Origin of the sequence: Saccharophagus degradans 2-40, assembly GCF_000013665.1 — a bacterium.
Classification (GTDB): domain Bacteria; phylum Pseudomonadota; class Gammaproteobacteria; order Pseudomonadales; family Cellvibrionaceae; genus Saccharophagus; species Saccharophagus degradans.
Genome location: NC_007912.1, coordinates 2,718,445 through 2,742,473 on the forward strand (window position 1 = coordinate 2,718,445; position 24,029 = coordinate 2,742,473).

Annotated in this window: 20 protein-coding genes; 1 reads left to right on the top strand and 19 read right to left on the bottom strand. The window is 45.1% G+C overall.

What is annotated here, in order from left to right; genetic code table 11:
- Positions 1-2 precede the first annotated feature (2 nt).
- The 7 genes from SDE_RS11165 to ihfB all read right to left on the bottom strand — a co-directional run bounded on the left by SDE_RS11165 (position 3) and on the right by ihfB (position 7,708).
- Positions 3-926: a methionyl-tRNA formyltransferase gene (locus SDE_RS11165; protein ID WP_011468607.1), complete on the bottom strand. Its 924-nt coding sequence runs from the start codon at positions 924-926 to the stop codon at positions 3-5.
- Positions 923-1,789 carry a glucose-1-phosphate thymidylyltransferase RfbA gene (rfbA, locus tag SDE_RS11170; protein ID WP_011468608.1) on the bottom strand — a complete coding sequence of 289 codons (867 nt, stop codon included), beginning with the start codon at positions 1,787-1,789 and terminating at the stop codon, positions 923-925. The genes SDE_RS11165 and rfbA overlap by 4 nt, the downstream gene beginning before the upstream one ends.
- 11 nt (positions 1,790-1,800) lie before the next feature.
- Positions 1,801-2,877: a dTDP-glucose 4,6-dehydratase gene (gene rfbB / locus SDE_RS11175; RefSeq protein WP_011468609.1), complete on the bottom strand. Its 1,077-nt coding sequence runs from the start codon at positions 2,875-2,877 to the stop codon at positions 1,801-1,803.
- A gap of 2 nt (positions 2,878-2,879) precedes the next feature.
- Positions 2,880-3,902, bottom strand: coding sequence for a Wzz/FepE/Etk N-terminal domain-containing protein (locus SDE_RS11180; RefSeq protein ID WP_011468610.1), 1,023 nt, complete (start codon positions 3,900-3,902; stop codon positions 2,880-2,882).
- Between the two features lie 723 nt (positions 3,903-4,625).
- A complete protein-coding gene (locus SDE_RS11185) occupies positions 4,626-5,681 on the bottom strand; it encodes an MraY family glycosyltransferase (RefSeq protein ID WP_011468611.1) in 1,056 nt (351 codons plus the stop codon).
- 147 nt (positions 5,682-5,828) lie between these two features.
- Positions 5,829-7,223 carry a mannose-1-phosphate guanylyltransferase/mannose-6-phosphate isomerase gene (locus SDE_RS11190; RefSeq protein ID WP_011468612.1) on the bottom strand — a complete coding sequence of 465 codons (1,395 nt, stop codon included), beginning with the start codon at positions 7,221-7,223 and terminating at the stop codon, positions 5,829-5,831.
- A gap of 188 nt (positions 7,224-7,411) precedes the next feature.
- Positions 7,412-7,708, bottom strand: a complete 297-nt coding sequence (ihfB, locus tag SDE_RS11195) for an integration host factor subunit beta (protein ID WP_011468613.1) — start codon at positions 7,706-7,708, stop codon at positions 7,412-7,414.
- A gap of 464 nt (positions 7,709-8,172) precedes the next feature.
- Here ihfB and cysC point away from each other — a divergent pair, with 464 nt between their 5' ends.
- Positions 8,173-8,772, top strand: a complete 600-nt coding sequence (gene cysC / locus SDE_RS11200) for an adenylyl-sulfate kinase (protein WP_011468614.1) — start codon at positions 8,173-8,175, stop codon at positions 8,770-8,772.
- A 106-nt stretch (positions 8,773-8,878) separates the two neighbouring features.
- Here the strand turns inward: cysC and rpsA are convergent, their stop codons facing one another.
- The 12 genes from rpsA to gyrA form a co-directional block, all read right to left on the bottom strand.
- Positions 8,879-10,561 (bottom strand): 30S ribosomal protein S1, encoded by a 1,683-nt coding sequence (gene rpsA / locus SDE_RS11205; RefSeq protein ID WP_011468615.1) that lies wholly within the window; start codon positions 10,559-10,561, stop codon positions 8,879-8,881.
- Between the two features lie 313 nt (positions 10,562-10,874).
- Positions 10,875-12,080 carry a lipopolysaccharide assembly protein LapB gene (gene lapB / locus SDE_RS11210; protein WP_011468616.1) on the bottom strand — a complete coding sequence of 402 codons (1,206 nt, stop codon included), beginning with the start codon at positions 12,078-12,080 and terminating at the stop codon, positions 10,875-10,877.
- Positions 12,081-12,091: 11 nt separating this feature from the next.
- Positions 12,092-12,397, bottom strand: a complete 306-nt coding sequence (locus SDE_RS11215; RefSeq protein WP_011468617.1) for a LapA family protein — start codon at positions 12,395-12,397, stop codon at positions 12,092-12,094.
- Between the two features lie 33 nt (positions 12,398-12,430).
- The gene (cmk, locus tag SDE_RS11220; protein WP_011468618.1) at positions 12,431-13,105 is read right to left on the bottom strand and encodes a (d)CMP kinase; all 675 of its coding nucleotides are present in this window, start codon (positions 13,103-13,105) and stop codon (positions 12,431-12,433) included.
- A gap of 101 nt (positions 13,106-13,206) precedes the next feature.
- A complete protein-coding gene (gene pyrF, locus SDE_RS11225; RefSeq protein ID WP_011468619.1) occupies positions 13,207-13,923 on the bottom strand; it encodes an orotidine-5'-phosphate decarboxylase in 717 nt (238 codons plus the stop codon).
- A gap of 249 nt (positions 13,924-14,172) precedes the next feature.
- Positions 14,173-14,532, bottom strand: a complete 360-nt coding sequence (locus SDE_RS11230; RefSeq protein ID WP_011468620.1) for a ComEA family DNA-binding protein — start codon at positions 14,530-14,532, stop codon at positions 14,173-14,175.
- Positions 14,533-14,932: 400 nt separating this feature from the next.
- Complete coding sequence (gene cysN, locus SDE_RS11235) at positions 14,933-16,348, bottom strand: sulfate adenylyltransferase subunit CysN (RefSeq protein WP_011468621.1); 1,416 nt, start codon at positions 16,346-16,348, stop codon at positions 14,933-14,935.
- 42 nt (positions 16,349-16,390) lie between these two features.
- A complete protein-coding gene (locus SDE_RS11240) occupies positions 16,391-16,756 on the bottom strand; it encodes a four helix bundle protein (RefSeq protein ID WP_011468622.1) in 366 nt (121 codons plus the stop codon).
- Positions 16,757-16,801: 45 nt separating this feature from the next.
- Positions 16,802-17,713 carry a sulfate adenylyltransferase subunit CysD gene (gene cysD, locus SDE_RS11245; RefSeq protein WP_011468623.1) on the bottom strand — a complete coding sequence of 304 codons (912 nt, stop codon included), beginning with the start codon at positions 17,711-17,713 and terminating at the stop codon, positions 16,802-16,804.
- A gap of 70 nt (positions 17,714-17,783) precedes the next feature.
- Entirely contained in the window at positions 17,784-20,021 is a 2,238-nt protein-coding gene (locus SDE_RS11250) for a bifunctional prephenate dehydrogenase/3-phosphoshikimate 1-carboxyvinyltransferase (protein ID WP_011468624.1), read from the bottom strand.
- Positions 20,018-21,139 carry a prephenate dehydratase gene (gene pheA / locus SDE_RS11255; protein ID WP_011468625.1) on the bottom strand — a complete coding sequence of 374 codons (1,122 nt, stop codon included), beginning with the start codon at positions 21,137-21,139 and terminating at the stop codon, positions 20,018-20,020. Before pheA ends, SDE_RS11250 begins: the two co-directional genes overlap by 4 nt.
- A gap of 30 nt (positions 21,140-21,169) precedes the next feature.
- Positions 21,170-23,830, bottom strand: a complete 2,661-nt coding sequence (gene gyrA / locus SDE_RS11260; RefSeq protein WP_011468626.1) for a DNA gyrase subunit A — start codon at positions 23,828-23,830, stop codon at positions 21,170-21,172.
- Between the last annotated feature and the right edge of the window lie 199 nt (positions 23,831-24,029).

A 24,029-nucleotide genomic window follows, 5' to 3' on the forward strand; every position in this document is an offset into this window, starting at 1 on the left:
CATCACCTCAAAGTCATACTTATTCGGCTAAATATACTTGACGCATTTACAACATCTCCATGACCCAACTTTACATCCCTAACCAAAAGTAACGTATCAGCTGCCGCAACATAACTACCGAGCCCAGGTTCAACTTTGACCACCCGACCAGGCTGCAATCCCACATACTTTTTTGAATCATCTACATCAGCCCTAAGAATTACAACTTTTTCGCCATCCAAGTAACAAAAAGCACCCGGATATGGAAATGCATAGGATCGAATCAAGTCTCTAATATGAACCGCTGGCTGATTCCAGTCTATTTTGAAATCACAAGGAACTGATTTACATGTATACGTTGCACTTGAGTGATCCTGCTCCAACAAGGTATAATTTTCATCACGAAACCTAGGAATATACTCATCTAAGATACCCAAATAAGCATTCGTAACCTTATCGACCACATCGCCAATATAATCATCATTACTAATCCAAACTTTCTTTTTAGTAACTATTGGTCCCTCGTCCATCTTATCACTAATCTTGAATAAACTAGCTCCAGTGTACTTTTCTCCATTTCTTAAAGCCCAAACACTTGGTCCAAACCCTCTGTACTCTGGTAAATAGGAATCATGAAATACAAAACAACCAATTCGGGCGGACTCATAGACTACTTTCGGAATAAGGTAACGCCAACCAACAACCAATATAAGATCGACAGTACGTTGCCACAAAAACTCAAACTCACTATCATGAACTTTTTTAGTTAAGTAGAAATCCCCACCCAACTTTAAAGTAGTCATTTCAATTTCAGAGCTAAATGCGGGCTCCCAGGGCTCCTCTTTAAAAGTAAAAACTGTAAGCTTGTCTCCATTAGTTAGGTGCTCCCCTACCTTATCCAAACAAAGCTTCCCTCTCGTAGCTGCTACCAATAAAACGATATTCATTTTTTCAACAGATCCCTCAAATATCTTCTATATGAAGTTTTTGACATACCATTAGAAATAACAGCAAGCTCCTGAGCAGATAGCCAACCGTTATTTAAAGCGACCTCTTCCAAACAAGCAATTTTATAACCTTGCCTTTTTTCTATTGTATCGACAAATAATGCCGCTTCTAACAAACTATCATGAGTACCCGTATCCAACCAAGCGAATCCACGCCCTAACAATTCAACATTTAAATCACCTTGCTTAAGATAAGCCTGATTTACTGCTGTTATCTCCAATTCACCACGCTCAGAAGGCTCAACATTTTTCGCTATGTCGACAACAGTGTTGTCGTAAAAGTACAAACCAGTAACCGCAAAATTTGACTTAGGCGACGATGGTTTTTCTTCTATTGATACAACTTTTCTATTACAATCAAACTCAACCACCCCAAATCTCTCGGGATCTTTCACCTGATATCCAAATATCGTCGCACCTTTAGGCCTTGTGGCAGCACGCTTTAAAATTGGCGTAAAGCCATGCCCCCAAAAAATATTATCACCTAGCGCCAAGCACACAGCCTCGCCACCAATAAAGTCTTCACCTATAATAAATGCTTGCGCTAAACCATCTGGTGTAGGTTGAACTGCATACTTAAGGCTTATACCAAAACCAGAACCATCTCCCAATACACGCTTAAACGAAGATTGATCTTCCGGGGTGGTAATCACTAATATGTCACGAATTCCAGCAAGCATTAACACTGAAATTGGATAATAGATCATAGGCTTGTCGTAAACAGGTAACAGCTGCTTGGATACACCCTTGGTTATCGGATAAAGCCGAGTTCCAGAGCCGCCTGCTAAAATAATTCCTCTCATTCCACCCCCTGTTAACAGTTAAAACCTAGTCGCTCTAACCTATATTCACCTGATAAAATATTTCCCCACCAAGCTTCGTTTTGCAGGTACCAAAGTACTGTTTTTCGTAGGCCGGTCTCAAAAGTTTCTTTGGGTTGCCAACCTAATTCTTTTTGTATCTTAGTGGCATCAATTGCGTAACGCATGTCATGACCAGGCCTGTCAGCAACAAATGTAATTTGATCTGCATACTTAGTTGCTTGTGGTTTTACTTCATCCAATATTTTACAAATAGCATGTACTACTTCTATATTTTTCTTTTCGTTATGACCACCGATATTGTAAGTTTCACTTACTTTACCTTCTGTCGCCACTAAAATTAAGGCCTCCGCATGATCTTCTACGTATAACCAGTCTCGTATTTGGTTACCTTCTCCATAAACAGGTAACGGTTTACCCGCTACAGCATTTAATATCACTAAAGGTATTAGCTTTTCAGGAAAGTGATAAGGACCATAATTATTGGAACAGTTAGTGATAACGGTCGGTAACCCATAGGTTTTGGCCCAAGCTTTAACTAGATGATCTGAACTTGCTTTACTGGCAGAGTACGGCGAACTGGGGTTGTACCCTGTTTCTTCAGTGAACAACGGCAACTCCCCGCTTTGTCTAACGAAATCTGGGTGAGGTAGGTCACCAAACACTTCATCAGTAGATATATGGTGAAATCTAAATTGTGTTTTATTTTCACCTCTAAGTGTTAACCAATATGCTCTAGCCTGCTCAAGTAATGTATATGTACCAATAATGTTGGTTTGCATGAATACACTTGGGCCATCAATAGAACGGTCCACATGGCTTTCAGCAGCCAAATGCATAACGATGTTTGGCTCGTGTAATTTAAAAATTCGCTTTAATGCTACAGCATCACAAATATCAACTTGCTCAAACGTGTATCTAGAGCTTGACGAAACACCAACCAATGACTGTAAATTGCCCGCATAGGTTAACTTATCTACATTCACAACAGAGTGTTTGGTTTGGTTAATGATATACCTAATAACAGCCGAACCAATAAACCCAGCACCGCCAGTAACCATAATTTTCATATTCAACCCAGCCTTTGTCGTTTATTTTCTACTCTTATATGATTTTTCGAAAAATAAAGAAGCAGCACTAATATAAAACCAACCAAACCACCAAACATAACACCAAGCACACAGATCAATACCCTATTTGGCTTAGACCTTTGTTCTGCCACTTTGGCAGGCACAACTGATTTCACTAAATATTGATCGCTCACCTCTGCCAGCATCAACGTTTTAGTCTGACTTTCAATCATGCTATAAAAAACAGACTTCATTTCACTTATATTCGTTTCGGCGATCTTAGCATTTAGATAATCAATATTTTTTTGCGCGTCCCTAATGTCTTGTTGCTGATAAAAGCTATTGATTTCTAGCAATAACAAATTAACCCATTTATATGCAACCTCAGGCGAGTAGTGCTCAACTGATAGGTTTAGCATCCCCGTAGTAGCATCGTTTGACACAGATAACATGCTACTTAATACTCTGTAGGTGCTCCAGCTAGACGGCTCACCCGCCCCCTCCCCAAGCATCCACGCATTTGTTACTGGGTTATAAGTATCATAATCGTAAATTAGTTTCGCTGTTTTTCTATCCCAACCCTGGACCGCCATAATTTGCGACTTCAGGTTATATTTACTTATAAAGCTCTCTAAAAACGGCCAGCTTTTTATCAACTCGATCGCCTGCTTGATACGGGCGCTGTCGCCGCCCCCCAAATTAATACCAGCCATTGCCGCCAACCCTCCATATTGCGCTGCAAGCGCACCCATCCCCCCCTTACCCTCTGCTTGCGCCGGCGCTAATACCAAGGTTGACTTATACATATTCGGTAACGATAAAGCATAAAATAATGCAGATATCGAAAAAAAAGCTGTAATGGCAATAATTAGGAATTTCCCCCCCCAGATCGCGCCCCAGAGCTCGCCTAGAGTTACCCCATCGTATTGAGATAACAGCGAATCATCGAATACCGTTACCTGTTTTCTAGATATCAATTGTAATTGCTTCTCGATATTCTCGAGGCGGTTATCTAAATCAGTCATACATTTAACCTAAATATATTTATAGACTTGCCAGACTGCGGTTTCACTACTTAAGGCCAATACTCACACACTGAGCGAACATATCGTGACTCGATTATACAATCCCAAGCGGTATAAGATCGTAGAATGTAACATAAAGTCTGGTGCTGTTTGAGTTACACTAAATAACTCCACACTCCCCCAGATAATTAACGATAACCCCCTTCCCAAGCCGTTATTATCGTTACATATACAAAGAATGAACCGCGTGTTTTTAGTCAAGAGCTTTAGCGCTAACAAAATCGGTTATCCTACATTGCTGTTCGACCAGAGATTACTCATTCACTTCCATCAATTACTTTAAACAACAACCTAATTTCATCAAATTCGCTATAACCAACTCTAGTAAACTAACATTTACCCCCTAAACAACTCACAACCCTAGGTGTGACTCACAGCAAAAAAGTTAGTTCAAGCAACTTACCAACCCTAATAACAGGAAGAACACCCATCCAGAGCGGTCTCCTCTGGGCACTTTCCAACCAAAGACCTTATCAAAGCCATATACAGATTGGCCCTGGCCCTTTATTAGAAATATTTCACCTACAAGGGAATAGAACGATAAGACATACTGGGGGTTATATTCAGTTTTCCCGATAAATTTAAGCCTTTCTCTAAACTAAATATATTTCGGATTAGGGCTTAATTTTTTAAATTGCCATATAACCGGTAATCCATATGCGACTATGCAAAGCGTTTTTTGCTCCACCTAACAAACAGCCAAGCTCGGCGCATAAATAGCTGGTATCCAATCACGAAAGTTACAACCAAAGTGAAAGATCGCCACTCATATGTTGAATTGTGCAAAAGCACACCTGTTACAACGAATATTGATTGAAGCACCAGCACAATATAAAGCGCCTGCTTACGACTAAACCCAGCCCGAATAATAATATGATGTATATGCGTCCTATCCGGTGCCATTGGCGACCGCCCTCTTTTTATTCGGCGGTACATAATGGTGAACATATCTGTCATAGGTAGCAGTACAAACCATAGAGCGGTTACAGGGCTAAACGCGGCTGTAGGTTGCTGGCTACCCTCTATAAGTAAAACACCTAAACTTAAACCCAAAAACATGCTGCCAGCATCACCCATAAATACTTTACGGAAGTTTTTGGTTGGGCTGCCCCATAAGTTAAAAATTAGGAACGCGGCTATAGCGCCGGTAAATGCCAAGCAGAGGTATTGGAAGGTTGTGTGGCCTGCGGCACCAAAAAGGCCGATTAAACCAATAAAGCTTACCATTGCAATGGAGCCTACTAGGCCATCCATACCATCTAGCATGTTCATTGCGTTTACTACGCCCATTAAACTAAGTACAGCTAATGGGTAGCCAAGCCAACCAGGATTAAGCTCGCCTATACCAAGTAAATCGCCGAAGCTTTCTATGTGTACATCTAGGCCGTATACAAAAATACAGGCAATTAAAAATTGACCAGCCAAACGAAACCGCGCAGAAAGTTGATAGCGGTCGTCTACCATGCCCATAAACACTATTAAGCCACCAGCCAATAGGAATAAGCGGATAAAAATTGGCTGCTCTATAAACAGGAAGGTGGTAATGCAAACACTGGTGTAAATTGCTAAACCACCAATTAAGGGGATTACGCCGTCGTGGTCTTTGCGGCCGCCGGGCTTGTCTACTAAATTTACCAGGTAGGCAATTGGCTTTAACATTTTAACTACAACAAAGGCAGTAACAAACGCTACTGCGAGGATTCCGAATCCTAGCTCCATTTAGGGCTCCACTTACTTAGAGTTGGTTACGCGTGCATTTTGCGCGCAGTATTATACTTCAAACTATGACAACTGCGTCACAATTTACCTCCTAAAATATCGCTACTGACTTTAACCTAAGCTTAACGGTGTAAATGCTAAGCATGCTTAAAGCCGAACGATATCGTCCTCCCCCAAATATTCCCCGCTACGCACCTCTACCAAATACAAGGGTACTTTGCCAGGGTTGGTAAGCCTATGCGGCTCGCCTAACGGTATATAAACCGATTCGTTTTCTGTTACTAAGAATTTTTCGTCGCCGCGCTCTACCTGTGCTGTGCCACGCACAACCACCCAATGCTCTGCGCGGTGGTGATGCATTTGCAGCGACAAACTTGCGCCCGGTTTTACTTTTAGGCTTTTTACATCGTACCTTTCGCCACTATCTATAGAGTCGTAGCTGCCCCATGGTCGATGCACTTCGCGGTGGTGTTGGCTTTCGCTTCTATTATTCGCTTTTAGCCAATCCACTACGTGCTTTACATCTTGCGTTTTATTTTTGTTTACTACTAATAACGCGTCGTCACTATCTATGATAACTACGTCATCTAAACCGATTGCGGCTACCAACCTACCATCGGAATGGATAAGTGAGTTCGTGCAATTTCGCATGTAGGCATCACCTACCACTACGTTACCGTACTCGTCTTTGTCGCTGCTTTCCCAAAGAGATTGCCAGCTACCCAAATCACTCCAGCCTGCGTTTAACGGCACCACCCAAGCTTTATTGGTGTGCTCCATTAAAGCGTTATCTATTGATATATCTTGGCACTGGGCAAAAGCTTGTTCGTTTAGTCGTATAAAATCTAAATCTTGTTCAGATTTATCTAAAGAAATTTGGCTTTGCTTCACTAATTCGGCATTTAGGCGCGTTAATTCTTCTAATAGCGTTTTGGCTGGGAAAACAAACATGCCACTGTTCCATGTATAGGAACCTTCGGCTAAATATTTTTGTGCGGTTTCTAGGTTTGGTTTTTCTACAAATTCGGCAACTGTTGCGCCTTGCGTATTACCCGCCAATGGCTCTGCGGCTTTTATGTAGCCGTAACCTGTTTCTGGGTGGGTGGGCACTACGCCAAAGGTTACTAGCTTACCCTCTGTTGCTTTTTTAATGGCTATGTCTAAGGTAGCCCTAAAGCCTGGCATATCTTTAATTAGGTGGTCCGCCGCCAGTATTACAATTATGGCGTTGTCGCCCACTTGCTGTACGGCACGCATAGCCGCCACAGCAATGGCTGGCGCGGTATTTCTGCCTATTGGCTCGAGGATTATTTGAGAGGCATCGCCGCAGGTTTCTTGTAGCTGATCTGCCACCATAAAACGCTGGTCGTTATTGCACACAACGATTGGCGCGCCAAGATGATCTACGCGTTTTACTGTGTGCTGCAACATGGTTGCGTCGCCATACAGGCGGTGTAATTGCTTGGGGTAAGCCTTACGGGATTTAGGCCAAAGGCGCGAGCCACTGCCACCAGAAAGTATTACTGGAACCACGTTTTCCATAGGGGTAAGAATCCATCAAACGGTATATTTTGGGTTGGCGCGATTATACGGGTTTTGTGAGCAATTTCATGTAAAGCTATGTAAATTATTGGTTTTGAATACGTATTTATTGGCGAATGGCATCGCAGCACGAATAAGTGGTTATTGTTTGTGCTGCTAGCTTACAGTTTACAGAGGGCAGCCCACAGTTAGCCTTCTGATTGGATTGACTCATTTACTCTGTCGCGCATTTCTTTGCCGGGTTTAAAGTGGGGTACGTATTTACCGGGTAGCGTTACAGATTCGCCCGTTTTGGGGTTTCTGCCCGTGCGCGGGGCGCGAAAATGAAGGGAAAAACTACCAAAGCCGCGTATTTCTATGCGCTCACCTGTCGACAATGCTTGCGACATGTATTCCAGCACTAGTTTTACTGCTAGCTCTATATCCTTGGCAGACAATTGATCTTGGCGCTCTGCTATACGCTCAATAAGCTCGGACTTAGTCATATATTGTCACTATATTGAGGGTGGCGTTTGAATCCTTATTTAGACCTTAGACCAAAAAGTTACACTTATCAGGGTTTTGCAATAACTTTAAAGAATGTAAGCTAGTTTTTGGTTGCAAGTCGTTGTTATACAACAATTTTTAGCAAACTAAAAGAAAACAGTGTGCTTTTACACACAAGTATTTGAATTTACTAGTAAAAAGGCGCTATGTATGCGTAAAGGACAGCGGACAGCGGACAGCGGACAGCGGACAGCGGACAGCGGACAGCGGACAGCGGACAGCGGACAGCGGACAGCGGACAGCGGACAGCGGACAGCGGACAGCGGACAGCGGACAGCCTTAGGGTAATGCCCTGCCGCATCGACGCAAGATATATTTTATGTGAGCTTTAGGCTTGCGCCTTGATGGGTTTGGCTTTACCTTTGCTTGCATCTTTTACCCCTAAACGGAAGTTACCCCCATTATGGATATAGTTTGGCACGACCATAAAATTACAAAAGAAGTTCGACAAGAACAGCATGGGCATAAATCTTGTGTTATTTGGTTTACCGGGCTGAGTGGCTCGGGCAAGTCTAGCGTGGCCAGCGAGCTTGAGCGCGCTCTTGTGCAGCAGTTTAATGCAAAAACCTACCTACTAGACGGAGACAACGTGCGCCACGGCCTTTGTAAAGATTTAGGCTTTACCGCAGACGACAGAGTAGAAAATATTCGGCGTGTTGGCGAGATAAGTAAACTGTTTGTAGATGCGGGGCTTATCACCCTCTCTGCTTTTATCTCACCCTTTCGCACAGAGCGTAGATTGGCGCGAGAGCTACTAGAAGACGGTGAATTTATTGAGGTATTTGTAGATACGCCACTTAGCGAGTGCGAAAAGCGTGACCCCAAAGGGCTATACCAAAAAGCGCGTGAAGGTAAAATAAAAAACTTTACCGGCATAGACTCTAAATACGAAACACCAGAAAACCCTGAAATACATTTAGAAAACGGTAAGCAAACCATTCAGGAATCTGTAGAGCAAATTATTACTTACCTTAAAAAGCACAACTACTTAGCTAGCTTGTAAAGAAAAGCAAAAAACAGAAAAAACTAAACCCCAAAAAATAAAATATACAAATAAAAAAGGCGACCAATTGGTCGCCTTTTTAGCTTTGAAACTAAACAACTAAAAACTAGCTGTTTTTGTTTTCCATTTCGGCCTTGATTAGGTCGCCAATGGTAGCTGGCTGTGCAGCTTCTGCCGCTTTGGTGCTGTGCTCTTTGATAGCCGCTTTTTCGTCTGCAACATCTTTAGCTTTAACACTTAAGATAATTGCACGGTTTTTGCGGTCTACATTGGTGATTTTAGCTTCTACTTCGTCACCTTCTTTAAGCACGTTACGGGCATCTTCTACTTTATCGCGGCTAATTTCAGACGCTTTCAAAGTACCAGTAATGTCGTCTGCCAACAAAATAACCGCTTCTTTAGCGTCTACTTCTTTAACAGTACCCGTTACGATGGTGCCTTTGTCGTTTTCTGCAACATAAGCAGAGAACGGATCTTCGTCTAATTGCTTAACGCCTAAAGAAATGCGCTCGCGCTCTGGGTCGATTGCCAATACAACGGTTTCAATCTCGTCGCCTTTCTTGAACTTACGCACAGCTTCTTCGCCAGCTTCGTTCCAAGAAATATCAGACAAGTGAACTAGACCGTCGATGCCGCCGTCCAAGCCGATAAAGATACCGAAATCAGTGATAGATTTGATCTTACCGCTGATTTTGTCGCCTTTAGCGAATTGGTTAGAGAATGCATCCCATGGGTTTTCTTGACACTGCTTGATACCCAAAGAAATACGACGACGCTCTTCGTCGATATCCAGAATCATTACTTCTACTTCATCGCCCAAGCTAACAACTTTAGATGGGTGGATGTTTTTGTTGGTCCAATCCATTTCGGATACGTGAACCAAACCTTCAACGCCTTCTTCGATTTCTGCGAAGCAGCCGTAGTCGGTAAGATTAGTAATGCGCGCCTTAACTTTGGCACCTTCTGGGTAACGCTGAGTGATTGCACTCCATGGATCTTCACCCAATTGCTTAAGGCCAAGAGATACACGGTTACGCTCGCGATCGAACTTCAATACTTTAACGTCGATTTCATCCCCAACAGCAACAATTTCGCTTGGGTGCTTAATGCGCTTCCAAGCCATATCGGTGATGTGCAACAAGCCGTCTACGCCGCCCAAGTCAACGAAAGCACCGTAATCGGTAAGGTTTTTAACGATACCTTTAACAGCCATACCTTCTTGTAGGTTAGCCAACAACTCTTCACGCTCTTCGGAGTTTGCTTGCTCCATAACAGCACGACGAGAAACAACTACGTTGTTACGACGTTGATCTAATTTGATAACTTTAAATTCTAGCTCTTTGCCTTCTAGGTGCGTGGTTTCGCGTACTGGACGTACGTCTACCAATGAACCTGGCAAGAATGCGCGAATACCAGCAACGTCAACGGTGAAACCACCTTTAACCTTACCGTTAATAACACCTGTGATAACTTCTTCTGCGTCGTGTGCTGCTTCCAATACTTTCCAAGATTCAGCGCGCTTAGCTTTCTCGCGAGATAGACGAGTTTCACCGAAACCATCTTCTACAGACTCTAGAGCTACTTGAACTTCGTCACCGATGCTTAGCTCTAATTCGCCTTTATCGTTGTAGAATTGCTCGGCTGGGATAACGCCTTCAGACTTAAGACCTGCGTGTACTGTTACCCAGTCTTGGTCGATGTCAATTACTACGCCTGTTACGATGCTACCTGGCACCATATCTACGGTTTTTAAACTCTCTTCAAAGAGTTCTGCAAAGCTTTCTATCATTGCGATACCTATAATGTTCAGCACACAACCCAATCGGCGACTACGCGCGTGATTCAGTTATGTTCTACCGTGCTGCCAGTTCACGGGCCTATTAAGTTTTACCGTTGCACGCCTCACTTCTGGCTAAAAAGCATGCAAAAGCACCCAAAAACTGGCCGTTTGCGTGGATTACCGCGTCAAATCAGTACAGTTCTAAGAGGGTGGCGAGGCTATCAGGTAACCAGCGGGAATGCAACTGTTTTATACAGCTAAGAAGGCGTTAAAAAGCTGATAAAAATCAACGCCTTGGAGTAGGACCTAAGGGTAAGCCAAATTAGATATGCGGTACGGATGTGTATTGCTGAGAAGCCCAGCTTTTACAGCTAGGGCACAACCAGTGAAGCTGCTCACCGGTAAAGCCACAGCTGGTGCATTGGTAGTGGTATTTAGAGTCGGTTAGCTTTTTAAGCAGGCCTTTTACTTGTACATAATTCCGCAAGCTGGCTGGCCCGCGCTCGTCCAACACTATTTTTAACAGGGCACCGGCCACTTCCATTTGCGGGTACTGCGGTAGCTCTTGCATTAACAGGGAGATAACGGCATCCCCGCCCTCACACATCTCTACAGCTTTGGCCAAATACCGTAAAACCAGCAGTTCGCCCTTGTGCTCGTACAACGCTCTAAGCTCGTTTAAAAACACAGGCATAGATTCGAGCTTTTTGTGGCAGCTATAAGCCAAGGGCAACATTTCGGAGAGATAGCGCTCATCCTGCTGCACTATTTGCCGCAGAGATATAAGCGCTTTAGCATATTCTTTTTGCGCTATATCTAGTTGGGCGCTTAGCAAGCTTGCGCGGGCGCAGTCTTTATCGTGCCGCATGGCTGTTCGTACCCAGCGGCGGGCAGTTAGCCAATCTTTTTGCGTAATGGCTGTTTGCGCTATTTCGCACGCGTAGTGGGCTTGCTGCTGGCGCCACTTATCTGCAGGCCCCGAGAACTTTCTGGCAGTTAGCCTATCTGCTACATCTATGGCAGAAAGCCACTCGCGCATATCTTGGTATAGCTCTATTAGGCATTCAAGTGCGCGCTTGCGCATGGGGTTGCTTATTTTAGGGGCGTCGGCTAGCTCTTTAAGTAGCATTTCGGCTCTATCTAGCAGGCCGCTGCGCAAGTAGTCTAACGCTAATTCCATTTGGGCTGTGTATTGCTGATCGGTAGTAAGGTTACTGCGGGATAAGAGGTTTTGGTGCACACGAATTGCTCGCTCCACCTCGCCTTTGCGGCGCAACAAACTGCCAAGGGCTAAATGCGTTTCGAGCGTATCGGAATTAACATCTATAGAGGATATAAAAGTATCTATGGCTGCATCTGGCTCTTCGTTAAGTAGCTGAGTTAAGCCTTTAAAGTAATGTTGCTGGGGCCAAAACGCGTCGGGGTCGAATACGCGCTTCGCCCTGCGTTTTCGGCTGAAGGCGATACCCGCACCAAAACCAATAAGTAGCGCTGCAAGAATGACTGCAAAAACCAACAAATCTTGCATGATGGGTAAACCTACTCCTTAACCGCTACCTGTTTTAGTGAGGACACTTCTTTCTTTGCTTTTTTAAGGGCGCGATTGCGCGCAATTAACCTGCCCTGCGTGCTTATATAACTGGTTAGAAACCCCAGCAATACACCTGCTGTAAAAATAAAGCACATATACAAACCAGCGGTAAGCTCTGGTAGTTGCACTATAAACAGCGATATAGATAACGGCTGTTCGTTTTGGGTGGCCAACCATGCGCCTAAAATACAAATAAACAGCAGCCAACAAAATATCAACAACCGTTTAATCCACTTTGCTATGCCCGCTAGCATGTTGTGCCATCCATTTTAAGAAATTAGTGATATTTAAAACAATTGCCTAGCTTTTGCTAAACCCAATATTTGTTGTTTTACTTCGTCTATAGATAGCGCTGTGCTATCTAGCATAACAGCGTCGTCGGCAGGCAATAAAGGTGCCGTAGCCCTGTTTCTGTCTTGCTCGTCGCGCTTTTCTATATCGCTAAGAATTTGCTCGTAATTAATACTTGCCACGCCCGCCTGCTCTAGCTGTTTTACGCGGCGGTTGGCTCGCTCTTGCGCGCTGGCGGTTAGAAATATTTTTAGCGGCGCCGCAGGAAATACCACTGTGCCCATATCTCGGCCGTCTGCCACCAAGCCTTTAGCGGTTAAAAAAGCACGCTGACGGTCGAGTAAAGCTTGGCGAACAGCTGGGTAGGCAGCCACGGTAGACGCCAGCATACCTATTTCCTCTGCACGAATTGCTTTGGTTACATCTTTACCAGCAAGCATTACCTGGGTGCTACCTTCTTGCGGTATAAACTTTATATCTAAGCTTGCAGCAATACCCGCAACCTGCTGCTCATCCGCGCTATTGGCGCCCTGCTCTACTGTTGCCAATGCTGTAAGCCTGTAGAGCGCGCCACTATCTAATAGTTCAAACCCGCTCGCCTCGGCAATTAACCTGCATATGGTGCCTTTACCAGAGCCGCTGGGGCCATCGATAGTTATTACAACTGACATGCTTACTACTCTTAATTTTTTAACGCGGTGTAAATTAAATACACTAAGTGGCTTTATTTACAGTTAGAACTAACTGCATAGGTAAAGCTAAGGGGTTGCCCCTAGCTACCTAGTGATGCACGAGCCATTTCTGCGGCAATTTGCTCTAGCGCACGCAAAGGGTCGTCCGCTTGGGTTACTGGGCGACCAACAACTAGGTAATCGCTACCCGCTTTAAGTGCTTGCTCTGGGGTCATAATACGCGTTTGGTCGTCATTACCCGCAAAAGATGGGCGAATACCGGGGGTTATCATTTTAAACTCTTCGCCGAGGGATGCTTTAAGCTGAACAACCTCTTGCGCCGAGCATACAACGCCATCCATTTGCGCCTGCTTAGCTAACGCAGCTAAACGCTGAACTTGCTCGGCAGCGGTTACAGTAATGCCAAGCGCTTTTAAGTCTTCGTCGCTCATACTGGTTAGTACGGTAACTGCAATTAACAAAGGCTTAACTTGATAACCTTCTAACGCTTCTCTTGCGGCTAGCATCATTTTTTCGCCGCCACTCGCGTGTACGTTCACCATCCATACGCCCAACTCGGCTGCAGCCTTAACCGCTTTTGCTACGGTATTGGGTATATCGTGAAATTTCAAATCGAGGAATACGTCAAACCCTTTCCACTGTATCTTTTCGACAATTTTAGGCCCACAGGAAGTAAACAGCTCTTTACCAATTTTTAAACGGCAAAGCGTTGGGTCTAGTTGGTCTACAAGCTCCAAGCAGGACTCTTGGGTGTCAAAATCGAGTGCAATAACGAGTTGAGGATCTGGAATGTTCATAGGGCCCGAGATACGTTAAAAATGTGTTAATTGAGCGGATATTGTAGCACCCAGCTTACGGCGTCGCCCAGCATTAGTAGTTAGATTTGACGGAAGCAGCAACTATTTAGCTTTGCTGTTATTTTAAGGAAAGTTTTTGGGTTGATAAGGAGCCAACAAGAGGCATGAGAGGTGTTATTAACGAAAACACGGCGAGCAACACCCGCCGCGTAACTGCTTTTATGGCAGCAACCATAAAGGTTTAGACATCTACAAGGTTAAGCGCGACTTATTCTTAGCGACGGTTGCCTCGCCAATGCCTTTTACTTCGGCCAACTGCTCTATGCTTGTAAATTCGCCATGTTGCGTACGGTAAGCAACAATCGCCTCGGCTTTGGCCTTACCTACACCCACCAAAGCAGTTGCAATTGCTTCTGCATCGGCCTTGTTAATGTTTACGGTATTCACAACCTGCTGGGTTTCGGCTGCAGGTTGCTCTGTTTCGGCTTTGGGTGCGGCAACGGCTTGGCCCGCAGCCAAAAAGGCACATACAGCCAACATTGCAGAGCCCGCCTTTAAAAAGCGGCCGATAAGTGAAACGTTTGTTACTAATGATTTTTTATTGCTCATTGTGTTCATCCTTTTAAGTCCATATTTAAAGCCGGCAGATTAAGCTTTTCCATAAGCTTGCTACCCCTTGCCAGCTGCAACCGCAATCCTTGCGGCCAGGTCATTCATAACCTGTTAGTTAATTTACAAACTTATAAACAACAGCTCAATGCGATATTTCTGCGCGCAAAGTAAGACATTAATTACACCGCGTGTAGGAGATTACCCATACCCATTTAAGTTTTGAACTAGCGCACAATTAGAGAAATTTAACGCTTTGGTAGAGACAATCAAGAAGCAACAATAAAAGACAGCAAGGTGAAAAAGAAAAGAAAATTCAGCAGGAAAAATAAAAAGCCTGCAAGCTATTAACTTACAGGCTTTAAAATAGTTCTAAAAACTTAGATTACAGTAGCTTAGATTACAGTAACTTAGATATATCTTTAGCATCCCAGTGCGGGAAGTGCTTGCGAACAAGCGCGTTTAGCTCAACTTCAAAGGCAGAGAAATCTGATTTAGCTTCACTGCTTTCTTCAAGCACATCGATAACCATACCCGCAGCAACAGTAATGTTGGTTAGGCGATCTATAACAATAAACGCCCCAGTGCCGCGATTAACCTGGTAAGACTCGGCTACTACCTGCTGATCCAATGCTAACTCTACAACAGCGATGTCGTTTAGCTCCATTTTTTCGATGCTGGAGTGCTCGAACGTGTTTACATCTACGCGGTAATCTATAGCAGCAACACTACCTGGGGTTACCTTGGTGGCAAATTTAAATAAATACTCTTTGCCTGGCGCCATGTTTGTTTCAGACATCCACACCAAATGTGCTTTGAAGCGATTAGACATTTGCACATCGCTGGCTGCATGCACAAGCATATCACCGCGGCTAATATCTATTTCGTCTTCTAAGGTAATGGTTACCGCTTGGTCGATAAAGGCTTTGTCTAAGTTGCCATCGTAGGTAACAATTTCTTTAACTTTACTTGTTTTACCGGAAGGTAATACGCGTATTTCGTCACCCACTTTAACTTCGCCAGATGCAACTGTGCCACAAAAGCCACGGAAGTTAAGGTGTGGACGGTTTACATATTGAACGGGGTAGCGGAAATCTTTTAGGTTTTTAGCACCGGTAATTTGTACCGATTCTAAAATTTCCATCAAACTTTCGCCCGTGTACCAAGGCATGTTTTCGCTTTTGTTTACTACGTTATCGCCATCAAGCGCAGACATAGGCACAAAATAGAGGTTTTCTTGACCCAGTGTTTTGGCCACTTCGCCGTAGGCTTGCTTAATAGATTCGAACGTTTCTTGGCTGTAATCCACCAAGTCCATTTTGTTAATAGCAATAACTAGGTGCTTAATACCCAATAGCGATGCAATAAAAGAGTGACGACGCGTTTGTGTCATTACACCATGACGAGCATCTATCAAAATAATAGCCATGTCACAGGTGGATGCACCGGTGGCCATGTTGCGCGTGTACTGCTCGTGCCCTGGGGTATCGGCAATAATAAATTTGCGTTTAGCCGTAGAGAAATAACGATAAGCCACATCGATAGTAATGCCCTGCTCGCGCTCTGCTTGCAAACCATCTACCAACAAAGCCAAGTCGACTTTATCACCGGTGGTACCGTGTTTAGAGTTATCGTTACGCACCGCTTCTAGTTGATCTTCATAGATCATTTTAGAATCGTGCAACAAGCGACCAATAAGCGTAGATTTACCGTCATCCACACTGCCGCACGTTAAAAACCGCAACAACTCTTTCTGTTCATGCTGCGCCAAATAGGCGTCGATATCTGTTTCGATTAAATCTGATTGGTGGGACATATTTGAATCTCTAATATCTAGTTTTTAATCTCTAGTGAGAGACTATTTACCAATTTTTCGGCCTTGCTGCGTATTGAGCCATTTAATAAACCCACCTAGCATCGCCGCAATTTCTTTTACTTCTAATCGCCACTGCTCGCCCACTTCCGGAGTGATTCTGCTTATGGCAATACCAATATAAATTTGGGTGGCCAACTCACTAGCAGAAGCTTTAGCTATTTCTAAGAAACGTGCTTTTTCCTTATCGGAAATTCGCTCTAAGCCTTCCGCAATATTGCTCGGTACGGACAGTGCCGATCTTGTGATTTGATCTTTAAAACTATAGTCAGCGCATGCATCAAAATACCGATAAATTTCAATGCATAGCGCTGTACTACGCTGCCAGACCTCCAAACTTTCACATTTCACTAGCACCTCCCTGTTAACTAGTGATTAATAATTAGCGCTTAACGATTAAAAGTATCCTTCCTGCTTTTTCTTTTCCATCGACCCAGAGCTGTCGTGGTCGATTACTCGGCCTTGGCGTTCTGAAGTTGTGGTTAGTAGCATTTCTTGGATAATTTCTGGCAGTGTTGTTGCCTCGGACTCTACTGCGCCGGTTAGTGGGTAGCAGCCTAGGGTACGGAAGCGCACCATTTTTTCTTCTACTTTTTCGCCGGGTTCGATGGGCATGCGGTCGTCATCTACCATGATGAGCGTGCCGTCGCGCTCAACTACTGGGCGCTTGGCGGCGAAGTACAATGGCACCAATGGAATACTCTCTAGGTGGATGTACTGCCAAATATCAAGTTCGGTCCAGTTAGACAATGGGAAAACGCGGATGCTCTCACCTTTGTCTACACGGCTGTTGTAGATGTTCCACAACTCTGGGCGCTGGTTTTTAGGGTCCCAGCGGTGTTTTTTATCGCGGAATGAATACACACGCTCTTTTGCACGTGATTTTTCTTCATCGCGGCGAGCGCCACCGAAAGCAGCATCGAAGCCATGCTTATCTAGCGCTTGCTTTAGGGCTTGGGTTTTCATGATATCGGTGTGCTTGGCGCTGCCGTGCACAAATGGGCTTATCCCCATATCGATACCTTCTTGGTTGGAGTGAACAATCAACTCCAAACCCAATTCTTTTACGTATTTATCGCGAAACTCAATCATTTCTTTGAATTTCCACGTTGTATCTACGTGCATAAGCGGGAAAGGCGGCTTGCCAGGGGCAAAGGCTTTCATTGCCAAGTGCAGCATAACGGCCGAATCTTTACCGATTGAATACAGCATTACCGGGTTATCGAATTCTGCCGCTACTTCGCGAATGATATGAATACTTTCCGCTTCTAGCTGTTTTAAGTGAGTTAACTTGTACTCATCAAGCATTTATCTATTACCTTGAAATCTATTAGCGCGACTTTAACGCCGCGCAGTATAAAGGATGCAGAGTGAATAGCTAAGAACGAATGACTTCTAAGCTTATTCCTACTTGTTTTGCTAACTGGGTGAAGTTAGGGAACGAAGTGGACACGTTTGCACAATTATTTACTGTAATTTCGCCCGAAGCACGCAGAGCAGCAATGGTAAATGACATGGCAATACGGTGATCATGGAAGCTTTCTACCTCACCACCACCCAACTGCCCACCTTCAATAATGGCGCCATCTTCGGTTGCATGACACTTAATACCGAGAGTGGTTAAGCCATCGATCATAGCCTGAATACGATCTGTTTCTTTTACACGTAACTCTTCGGCGCCAGTAATTACGGTAGTGCCTTCGGCGCAGGCCGCGGCCACCATTAGTGCTGGGAATTCATCAATTGCAAGCGGCACTTGAGATTCAGGCACTTCGATACCTTTGAGCGGTGCGTAGCGCAAGCGGATGTCCGCTACTGGCTCGCCGCCCACTTCGCGCTCATTACTTAGCTCAATATTCGCGCCCATAAGGTTTAGAATATTAATTACACCAATGCGCGTTGGGTTTATACCTACGTGGGTAAGCGTAATATCCGACCCAGGTGTAATTGCAGCGGCAACCAAAAAGAAGGTGGCAGAAGAAATGTCTGCAGGAATATCAATATCAGTAGCGGTAAGCTTGCCACCAGACTCAACCGTAATGGTGTCGCCAGTGCGCTGCACATCGTAACCAAAACCACGCAACATACGCTCTGTGTGATCACGTGTTGGCGCAGGCTCGGTTACGCTGGTTTTGCCTTCAGCGTACAAACCGGCTAACAACAAGCAAGATTTAACCTGTGCGCTCGCCATTGGCATATCGTAATTAATACCTTTAAGCGCTGCGCCGCCGTGAATTTTTAGCGGTGGACGGCCTTCGTTAGCTGTGGCAATTGAAGCGCCCATTTCAGCCAATGGCAAAGCAACGCGATTCATTGGTCGCTTTGTTAAAGATTCATCACCGGTAAGTTCAGATTCAAACTTTTGACCAGCCAAAATACCTGCCAGCAAACGCATTGAGGTACCAGAGTTACCAACATACAGCGGGCCACTTGGTGCCTGCAGACCGTGCAAACCAACACCGTGAACAGTCACACGACCATCTTCTGGCCCTTCTATTACTACGCCCATATCGCGGAAGGCTTGTAGAGTTGCAAGTGCGTCTTCGCCCTCTAAAAAGCCTTCTACATGTGTTACACCCTCGGCGAGCGAACCCAACATAATTGAGCGGTGAGAAATAGATTTATCACCAGGAACACGAATTGTGCCTTGTACGGTTCCGCCTGGGGCAACTTTATATACGATGTGGGAGTGAGCATTTTCTTGCATAGTTTTACTGTACGCCTGATGAGATAGCATGTTAGTAAACCGGTCGCGCGCTGCTTTTGCGCGTGTAAACACGCCGGTAATGTTAGTGGCGTCTTCCGCTTCGATCATGCCGCGCAACCGTGTTAGGTTCGCTACAAACATGTCGATGGCTGAAAGTACGGCCGGTTTGTTTGACAGCATAATATCGCGCCACATGGTTGCGTCGCTGGATGCTATCCGAGTGAAATCTCTAAAACCTCCCGCTGCATAGCGGAAGATATTTTCGTTTTGGTGGTCGTGCGCAAGTGTGTCGACGAGCGAAAAAGCAATCGCGTGTGGCAAATGACTAGTAGATGCAAGTACGGCATCGTGCTCGTCTACATCCATTTCAAGCACTTCGGCCTGAACGGCTTGCCACATTTTCGTTACGCGCTCTATGTGGTTGACACCATTACCTTTTAAGGGGGTAAGAATTATTCGGTGATCAACATAAAGCTCTGGGTCTGCCGCATCTACACCGCTTTTTTCGGACCCAGCAATTGGGTGGCCCAATACAACTTGGCTAGGTTCGCCGCCGTAAATAGCAACAACATCGTCGCGTACGCTGCCTTTCACACTGGCACCATCGGTAATGGTTACGGCTGGCGATAAACAGCTTTTTATTTCTGCTAAAACTTTTTTTACAGTAAGCGTGGGCACGGCAATAAAAACCACATCCCCTTCGCCGAGCTCGCCAGCTAGCTCACTTATTTGAGTTGTGGCTCTATCTACCACTCCATTTGCAACAGCACGCTCGCAAACTTCTGCTCTGCGCGCTACGCCAATTACTTCGCTACACACGCCGCGCTTTTTACAGGCAGCCGCTAAACTGCCACCAATAAGGCCTATACCAACTACAACTAATTTATTAATTACCAGTGCAGTGTTCAAAGTACGCCTTTAGGGTATGAGCCTAATATTTTCAGATCTGAGGCTCTGCGCCCCACTTCCTCTAGCACTTTTTTAGCAACTGGCTCGCTGGCATGGCCGGCAAAATCTATAAAAAACACGTAGTTCCACGCACCGGTTGGCGATGGACGAGTTTCTACGCGGGTTAAATCTATGCCGTGCTGATGGAATGGCTCTAGCAAATTGTGCAACGCACCCGGCTCGTTTTTCATAGACACAACAATAGAAGTTTTATCTTCGCCGCTTGCACCTACGCTTTCTGCACCAATAATTAAAAAGCGCGTGGAGTTATCTGGCTGGTCTTCAATATTTTGTGCGTGGCTAGTAAGGCCGTATAAATCTGCCGCCATAGCGCCTGCAATGGCAGCTGAATTCCACTCGCCTTTTATTCGGCGTGCTGCTTCTGCATTACTGCTTACCGCTATACGCTCTGCACGAGGGTAATGTGCATCTAACCATTTTCTGCATTGCGCCAAAGACTGCGCATGAGAATAAATGCGCGAAATATTTTGTACGTGTGTTACATCAGAAACTAACAGGTGGTGATGAATACGCAGTACAACTTCACCACAAATTTTTACGCTACTGCCTAAAAAGTTATCTAAGGTGTGCGTAACCACGCCTTCGGTGGAGTTTTCTACCGGCACTACACCATAGTGCGCAGCACCAGATGCTACTTCGCGGAAAACTTCATCAATAGCGGGCAAAGAAACAGCTTGAGCGGAATGACCGAAATGCTTAAGTGCGGCTTGCTGGGTATAGGTGCCTTCTGGCCCCAAGTAAGCCACTTTTACTGGTGCTTCTAAAGCCAAGCAAGCAGACATTATTTCGCGAAATAAACGGGCAAACTCTTCGTTAGACAACGGACCCTTGTTACGCGCCATAGCATTGCGCAATACCTGTGCTTCGCGCTCTGGGCGATAAAACTTTGGCTCGGTGATATTAGAAAAGCGTTTTTTTACATGGGCAACTTCTACCGCACAATTTGCGCGAGCACATATTAAGTCGCCAATCTGCTGATCTATATCGTCTATTTTTACGCGCAATTCACCAAGAAGCGCCGCTTCTTCTGCACTAATTGGCTCGGATTTATCACTCACTACTGCATAACTCCGTAAATTAGGTGACGACTATGCGTCGTCACCAGTTGCGTCTTCGTCTGCGCCACTCACATCGGGAGCGTTCACATTCGCTTCGTTAGCATCTGCTGTATTTTCTACCACTGCAGATTCTTCGCCGCCTTCAACGGCTTCTGGCACAGGTGGCTCATCTATTCGCTCTAGGCCAACAATATGTTCGCCCTCTTTAACGCGAATTAAGCGAACACCCTGAGTGTTTCTGCCAGATAACGATACTTCGTCTGCACGTGTTCTAACCAAGGTACCCTGGTTAGAAATAAGCATAATTTCATCGCCTTCAAATACCTGAGTAGCACCAACCAAACAGCCGTTACGCTCAGACATCTGCATAGCAATTACGCCTTGCGAACCGCGGCCTTTTGCGGGGTATTCTGTAACTTCGGTACGCTTACCAAAGCCGTTTTCACTTACAGTAAGTACTTTACCGCCTTCTTCCGGCACAACCATGGCTATTACACTTACGTCGTCGGCCATGCGCACACCGCGTACACCGCGTGAAACTCGGCCCATAGAGCGAACATTTTCTTCGCTAAAGCGTGCAGCTTTACCAGCAGAAGTAAGCAAAATAATATCTTTTGTGCCGTCTGTAATTGCGGTGCCTACCAAGTGGTCGCCTTCAACCAAATCGATAGCACGTAAACCAACGCTACGTGGACGAGCAAATTGCGACAATGGTGTTTTCTTCACTGTGCCGTCTGCTGTCGCCATAAAGATAAAGTGATCGTCGTCGAACTCACGCACAGGCAGTATGCTAGTAATGCGTTCGCCCTCTTCTAGCGGCAATAAATTCACAACAGGTCGACCACGAGATTGACGACCAGCAACGGGTATTTGGTATACCTTTAGCCAGAACACTTTACCTACGCTGGTAAAGCACAATAAGTAATCATGAGTATTAGCAATTAATAGATGCTCTACGAAATCTTCATCTTTAACCGAGGTAGCCGCCTTACCCATGCCGCCGCGACGTTGCGCTTGGTATGCATCTAACGGCTGGCTCTTAGCATAGCCACCGTGCGAAATAGTCACTACGCGATCTTCTTCGCTGATGAGATCTTCGTGGGTAAGATCGGTCATGCTTTGCTGAATAACAGTACGACGCTCATCGCCGTAATCGTTATAAATAACTTCAAGCTCTTCACGAATTACGTTCATCAAACGCTCAGGGTTACCTAAAATTTCTAAGTAGCCTGCAATTTGAATTAATTTCTCTTCGTATTCAGCAAGTAATTTATCGTGCTCCATACCCGTTAAACGGTGGAGACGTAAATCTAGAATGGCTTGAACCTGAACCGGCGATAAGTAGTAGCTGCCATCTTCACGTAAACCAAATTCTTCTGGTAAGCCATCTGGGCGACAAGCGTTTTCGCCAGCGCGATCAAGGAATTCACTTACCGCACCTACTGGCCAGCCGCGAGCAAGCATGGCGTCGCGCGCATCGGCAGGGGTTGGCGAAGACTTAATTAAAGTAATTACTTCGTCGATATTGGCAATAGCTACAGCTTGGCCTTCTAACACATGGCCGCGCTCACGCGCCTTGCGCAACAAGTAAACCGTACGGCGTGTAACTACTTCGCGACGGTGTTTAACAAAGTATTCAAGCAACTCTTTTAGGTTTAATAGCTTGGGCTGATCATCCACCAGCGCAACGATATTAATACCGAATACGTTTTGTAGCTGTGTTTGAGCATACAAGTTGTTAAGTACAACTTCGCCCATCTCACCGCGTTTAATTTCTACAACTACGCGCAAGCCGTCTTTATCGGACTCGTCGCGAATTTCTGAAATGCCTTCTATTTTCTTTTCTTTTACCAGCTCGGCGATTTTTTCGATTAATCTCGCTTTGTTTACCTGGTAAGGGATTTCATTAATAACAATGGTTTCGCGGCCGGTTTTTTCGTTGGTTTCTACTTCGGCTTGCGCGCGAACATAGATACGACCACGACCAGTGCGGTATGCCTGCAAAATACCTGCACGGCCATTAATAATGGCACCCGTTGGGAAATCTGGACCAGGAATATGCTCCATTAACTCATCGATAGTAATTTCTGGGTTATCGATAAGCGCCAAACAACCTTTAATCACTTCGCGCAAGTTGTGCGGCGGAATGTTAGTTGCCATACCTACAGCAATACCGGACGAGCCGTTTACTAGTAAGTTGGGCACGCGGGTTGGCAATACGGCGGGAATAAGCTCTGTGCCATCGTAGTTGGGCACAAAATCGACGGTTTCTTTATCTAGGTCGGCAAGCAGTTCGTGCGAAATTTTGGCCATACGGATTTCCGTATAACGCATTGCCGCGGCGCTGTCGCCATCGATCGAACCGAAGTTACCCTGCCCGTCTACCAGCATATAACGCAACGAGAAAGGCTGCGCCATACGTACAATTGTGTCGTATACAGCGGAATCACCATGCGGGTGATATTTACCGATTACGTCACCTACCACACGGGCAGATTTTTTATAGGCTTTATTCCAGTCGTTATTCAATTCGCTCATTGCGAATAATACGCGGCGATGCACGGGTTTTAAGCCGTCTCGCACATCTGGAAGCGCACGCCCTACGATTACACTCATTGCGTAATCGAGGTAAGACTTTTTCAGTTCGTCTTCAATCGTGACAGGAAGGATTTCTTTAGCTATATCACCCATGTTTCTTGTTCCACCGATCAGGTGCGCGCACAAAAATGCGTGCAATCCTTATTGTTGTATTTTGGATGGAGTCGGGAACCCCCGAAAGGCGGCGATGATAGCATAAAAACGCCTCTCAAAGCACTATGAGCGCGTTTAGCCAAAATATTAGCTTGGGTAAGGGTTTCGTACAGCTGATCACACAGCGTAGTTTAAGGGG

Coding starts and splice junctions, on each gene's coding strand:
- SDE_RS11180 (WP_011468610.1), bottom strand. CDS start 3,902: ATGACTGATTTAGATAACCGCCTCGAGAATATCGAGAAGCAATTACAA.
- SDE_RS11185 (WP_011468611.1), bottom strand. CDS start 5,681: ATGGAGCTAGGATTCGGAATCCTCGCAGTAGCGTTTGTTACTGCCTTT.
- cysD (WP_011468623.1), bottom strand. CDS start 17,713: ATGCTTGATGAGTACAAGTTAACTCACTTAAAACAGCTAGAAGCGGAA.
- lapB (WP_011468616.1), bottom strand. CDS start 12,080: ATGCAAGATTTGTTGGTTTTTGCAGTCATTCTTGCAGCGCTACTTATT.
- cysC (WP_011468614.1), top strand. CDS start 8,173: ATGGATATAGTTTGGCACGACCATAAAATTACAAAAGAAGTTCGACAA.
- SDE_RS11230 (WP_011468620.1), bottom strand. CDS start 14,532: ATGAGCAATAAAAAATCATTAGTAACAAACGTTTCACTTATCGGCCGC.
- gyrA (WP_011468626.1), bottom strand. CDS start 23,830: ATGGGTGATATAGCTAAAGAAATCCTTCCTGTCACGATTGAAGACGAA.
- SDE_RS11165 (WP_011468607.1), bottom strand. CDS start 926: ATGAATATCGTTTTATTGGTAGCAGCTACGAGAGGGAAGCTTTGTTTG.
- pyrF (WP_011468619.1), bottom strand. CDS start 13,923: ATGAACATTCCAGATCCTCAACTCGTTATTGCACTCGATTTTGACACC.
- SDE_RS11215 (WP_011468617.1), bottom strand. CDS start 12,397: ATGCTAGCGGGCATAGCAAAGTGGATTAAACGGTTGTTGATATTTTGT.
- rfbB (WP_011468609.1), bottom strand. CDS start 2,877: ATGAAAATTATGGTTACTGGCGGTGCTGGGTTTATTGGTTCGGCTGTT.
- rfbA (WP_011468608.1), bottom strand. CDS start 1,789: ATGAGAGGAATTATTTTAGCAGGCGGCTCTGGAACTCGGCTTTATCCG.
- ihfB (WP_011468613.1), bottom strand. CDS start 7,708: ATGACTAAGTCCGAGCTTATTGAGCGTATAGCAGAGCGCCAAGATCAA.
- cmk (WP_011468618.1), bottom strand. CDS start 13,105: ATGTCAGTTGTAATAACTATCGATGGCCCCAGCGGCTCTGGTAAAGGC.
- SDE_RS11190 (WP_011468612.1), bottom strand. CDS start 7,223: ATGGAAAACGTGGTTCCAGTAATACTTTCTGGTGGCAGTGGCTCGCGC.
- cysN (WP_011468621.1), bottom strand. CDS start 16,348: ATGTCCCACCAATCAGATTTAATCGAAACAGATATCGACGCCTATTTG.
- rpsA (WP_011468615.1), bottom strand. CDS start 10,561: ATGATAGAAAGCTTTGCAGAACTCTTTGAAGAGAGTTTAAAAACCGTA.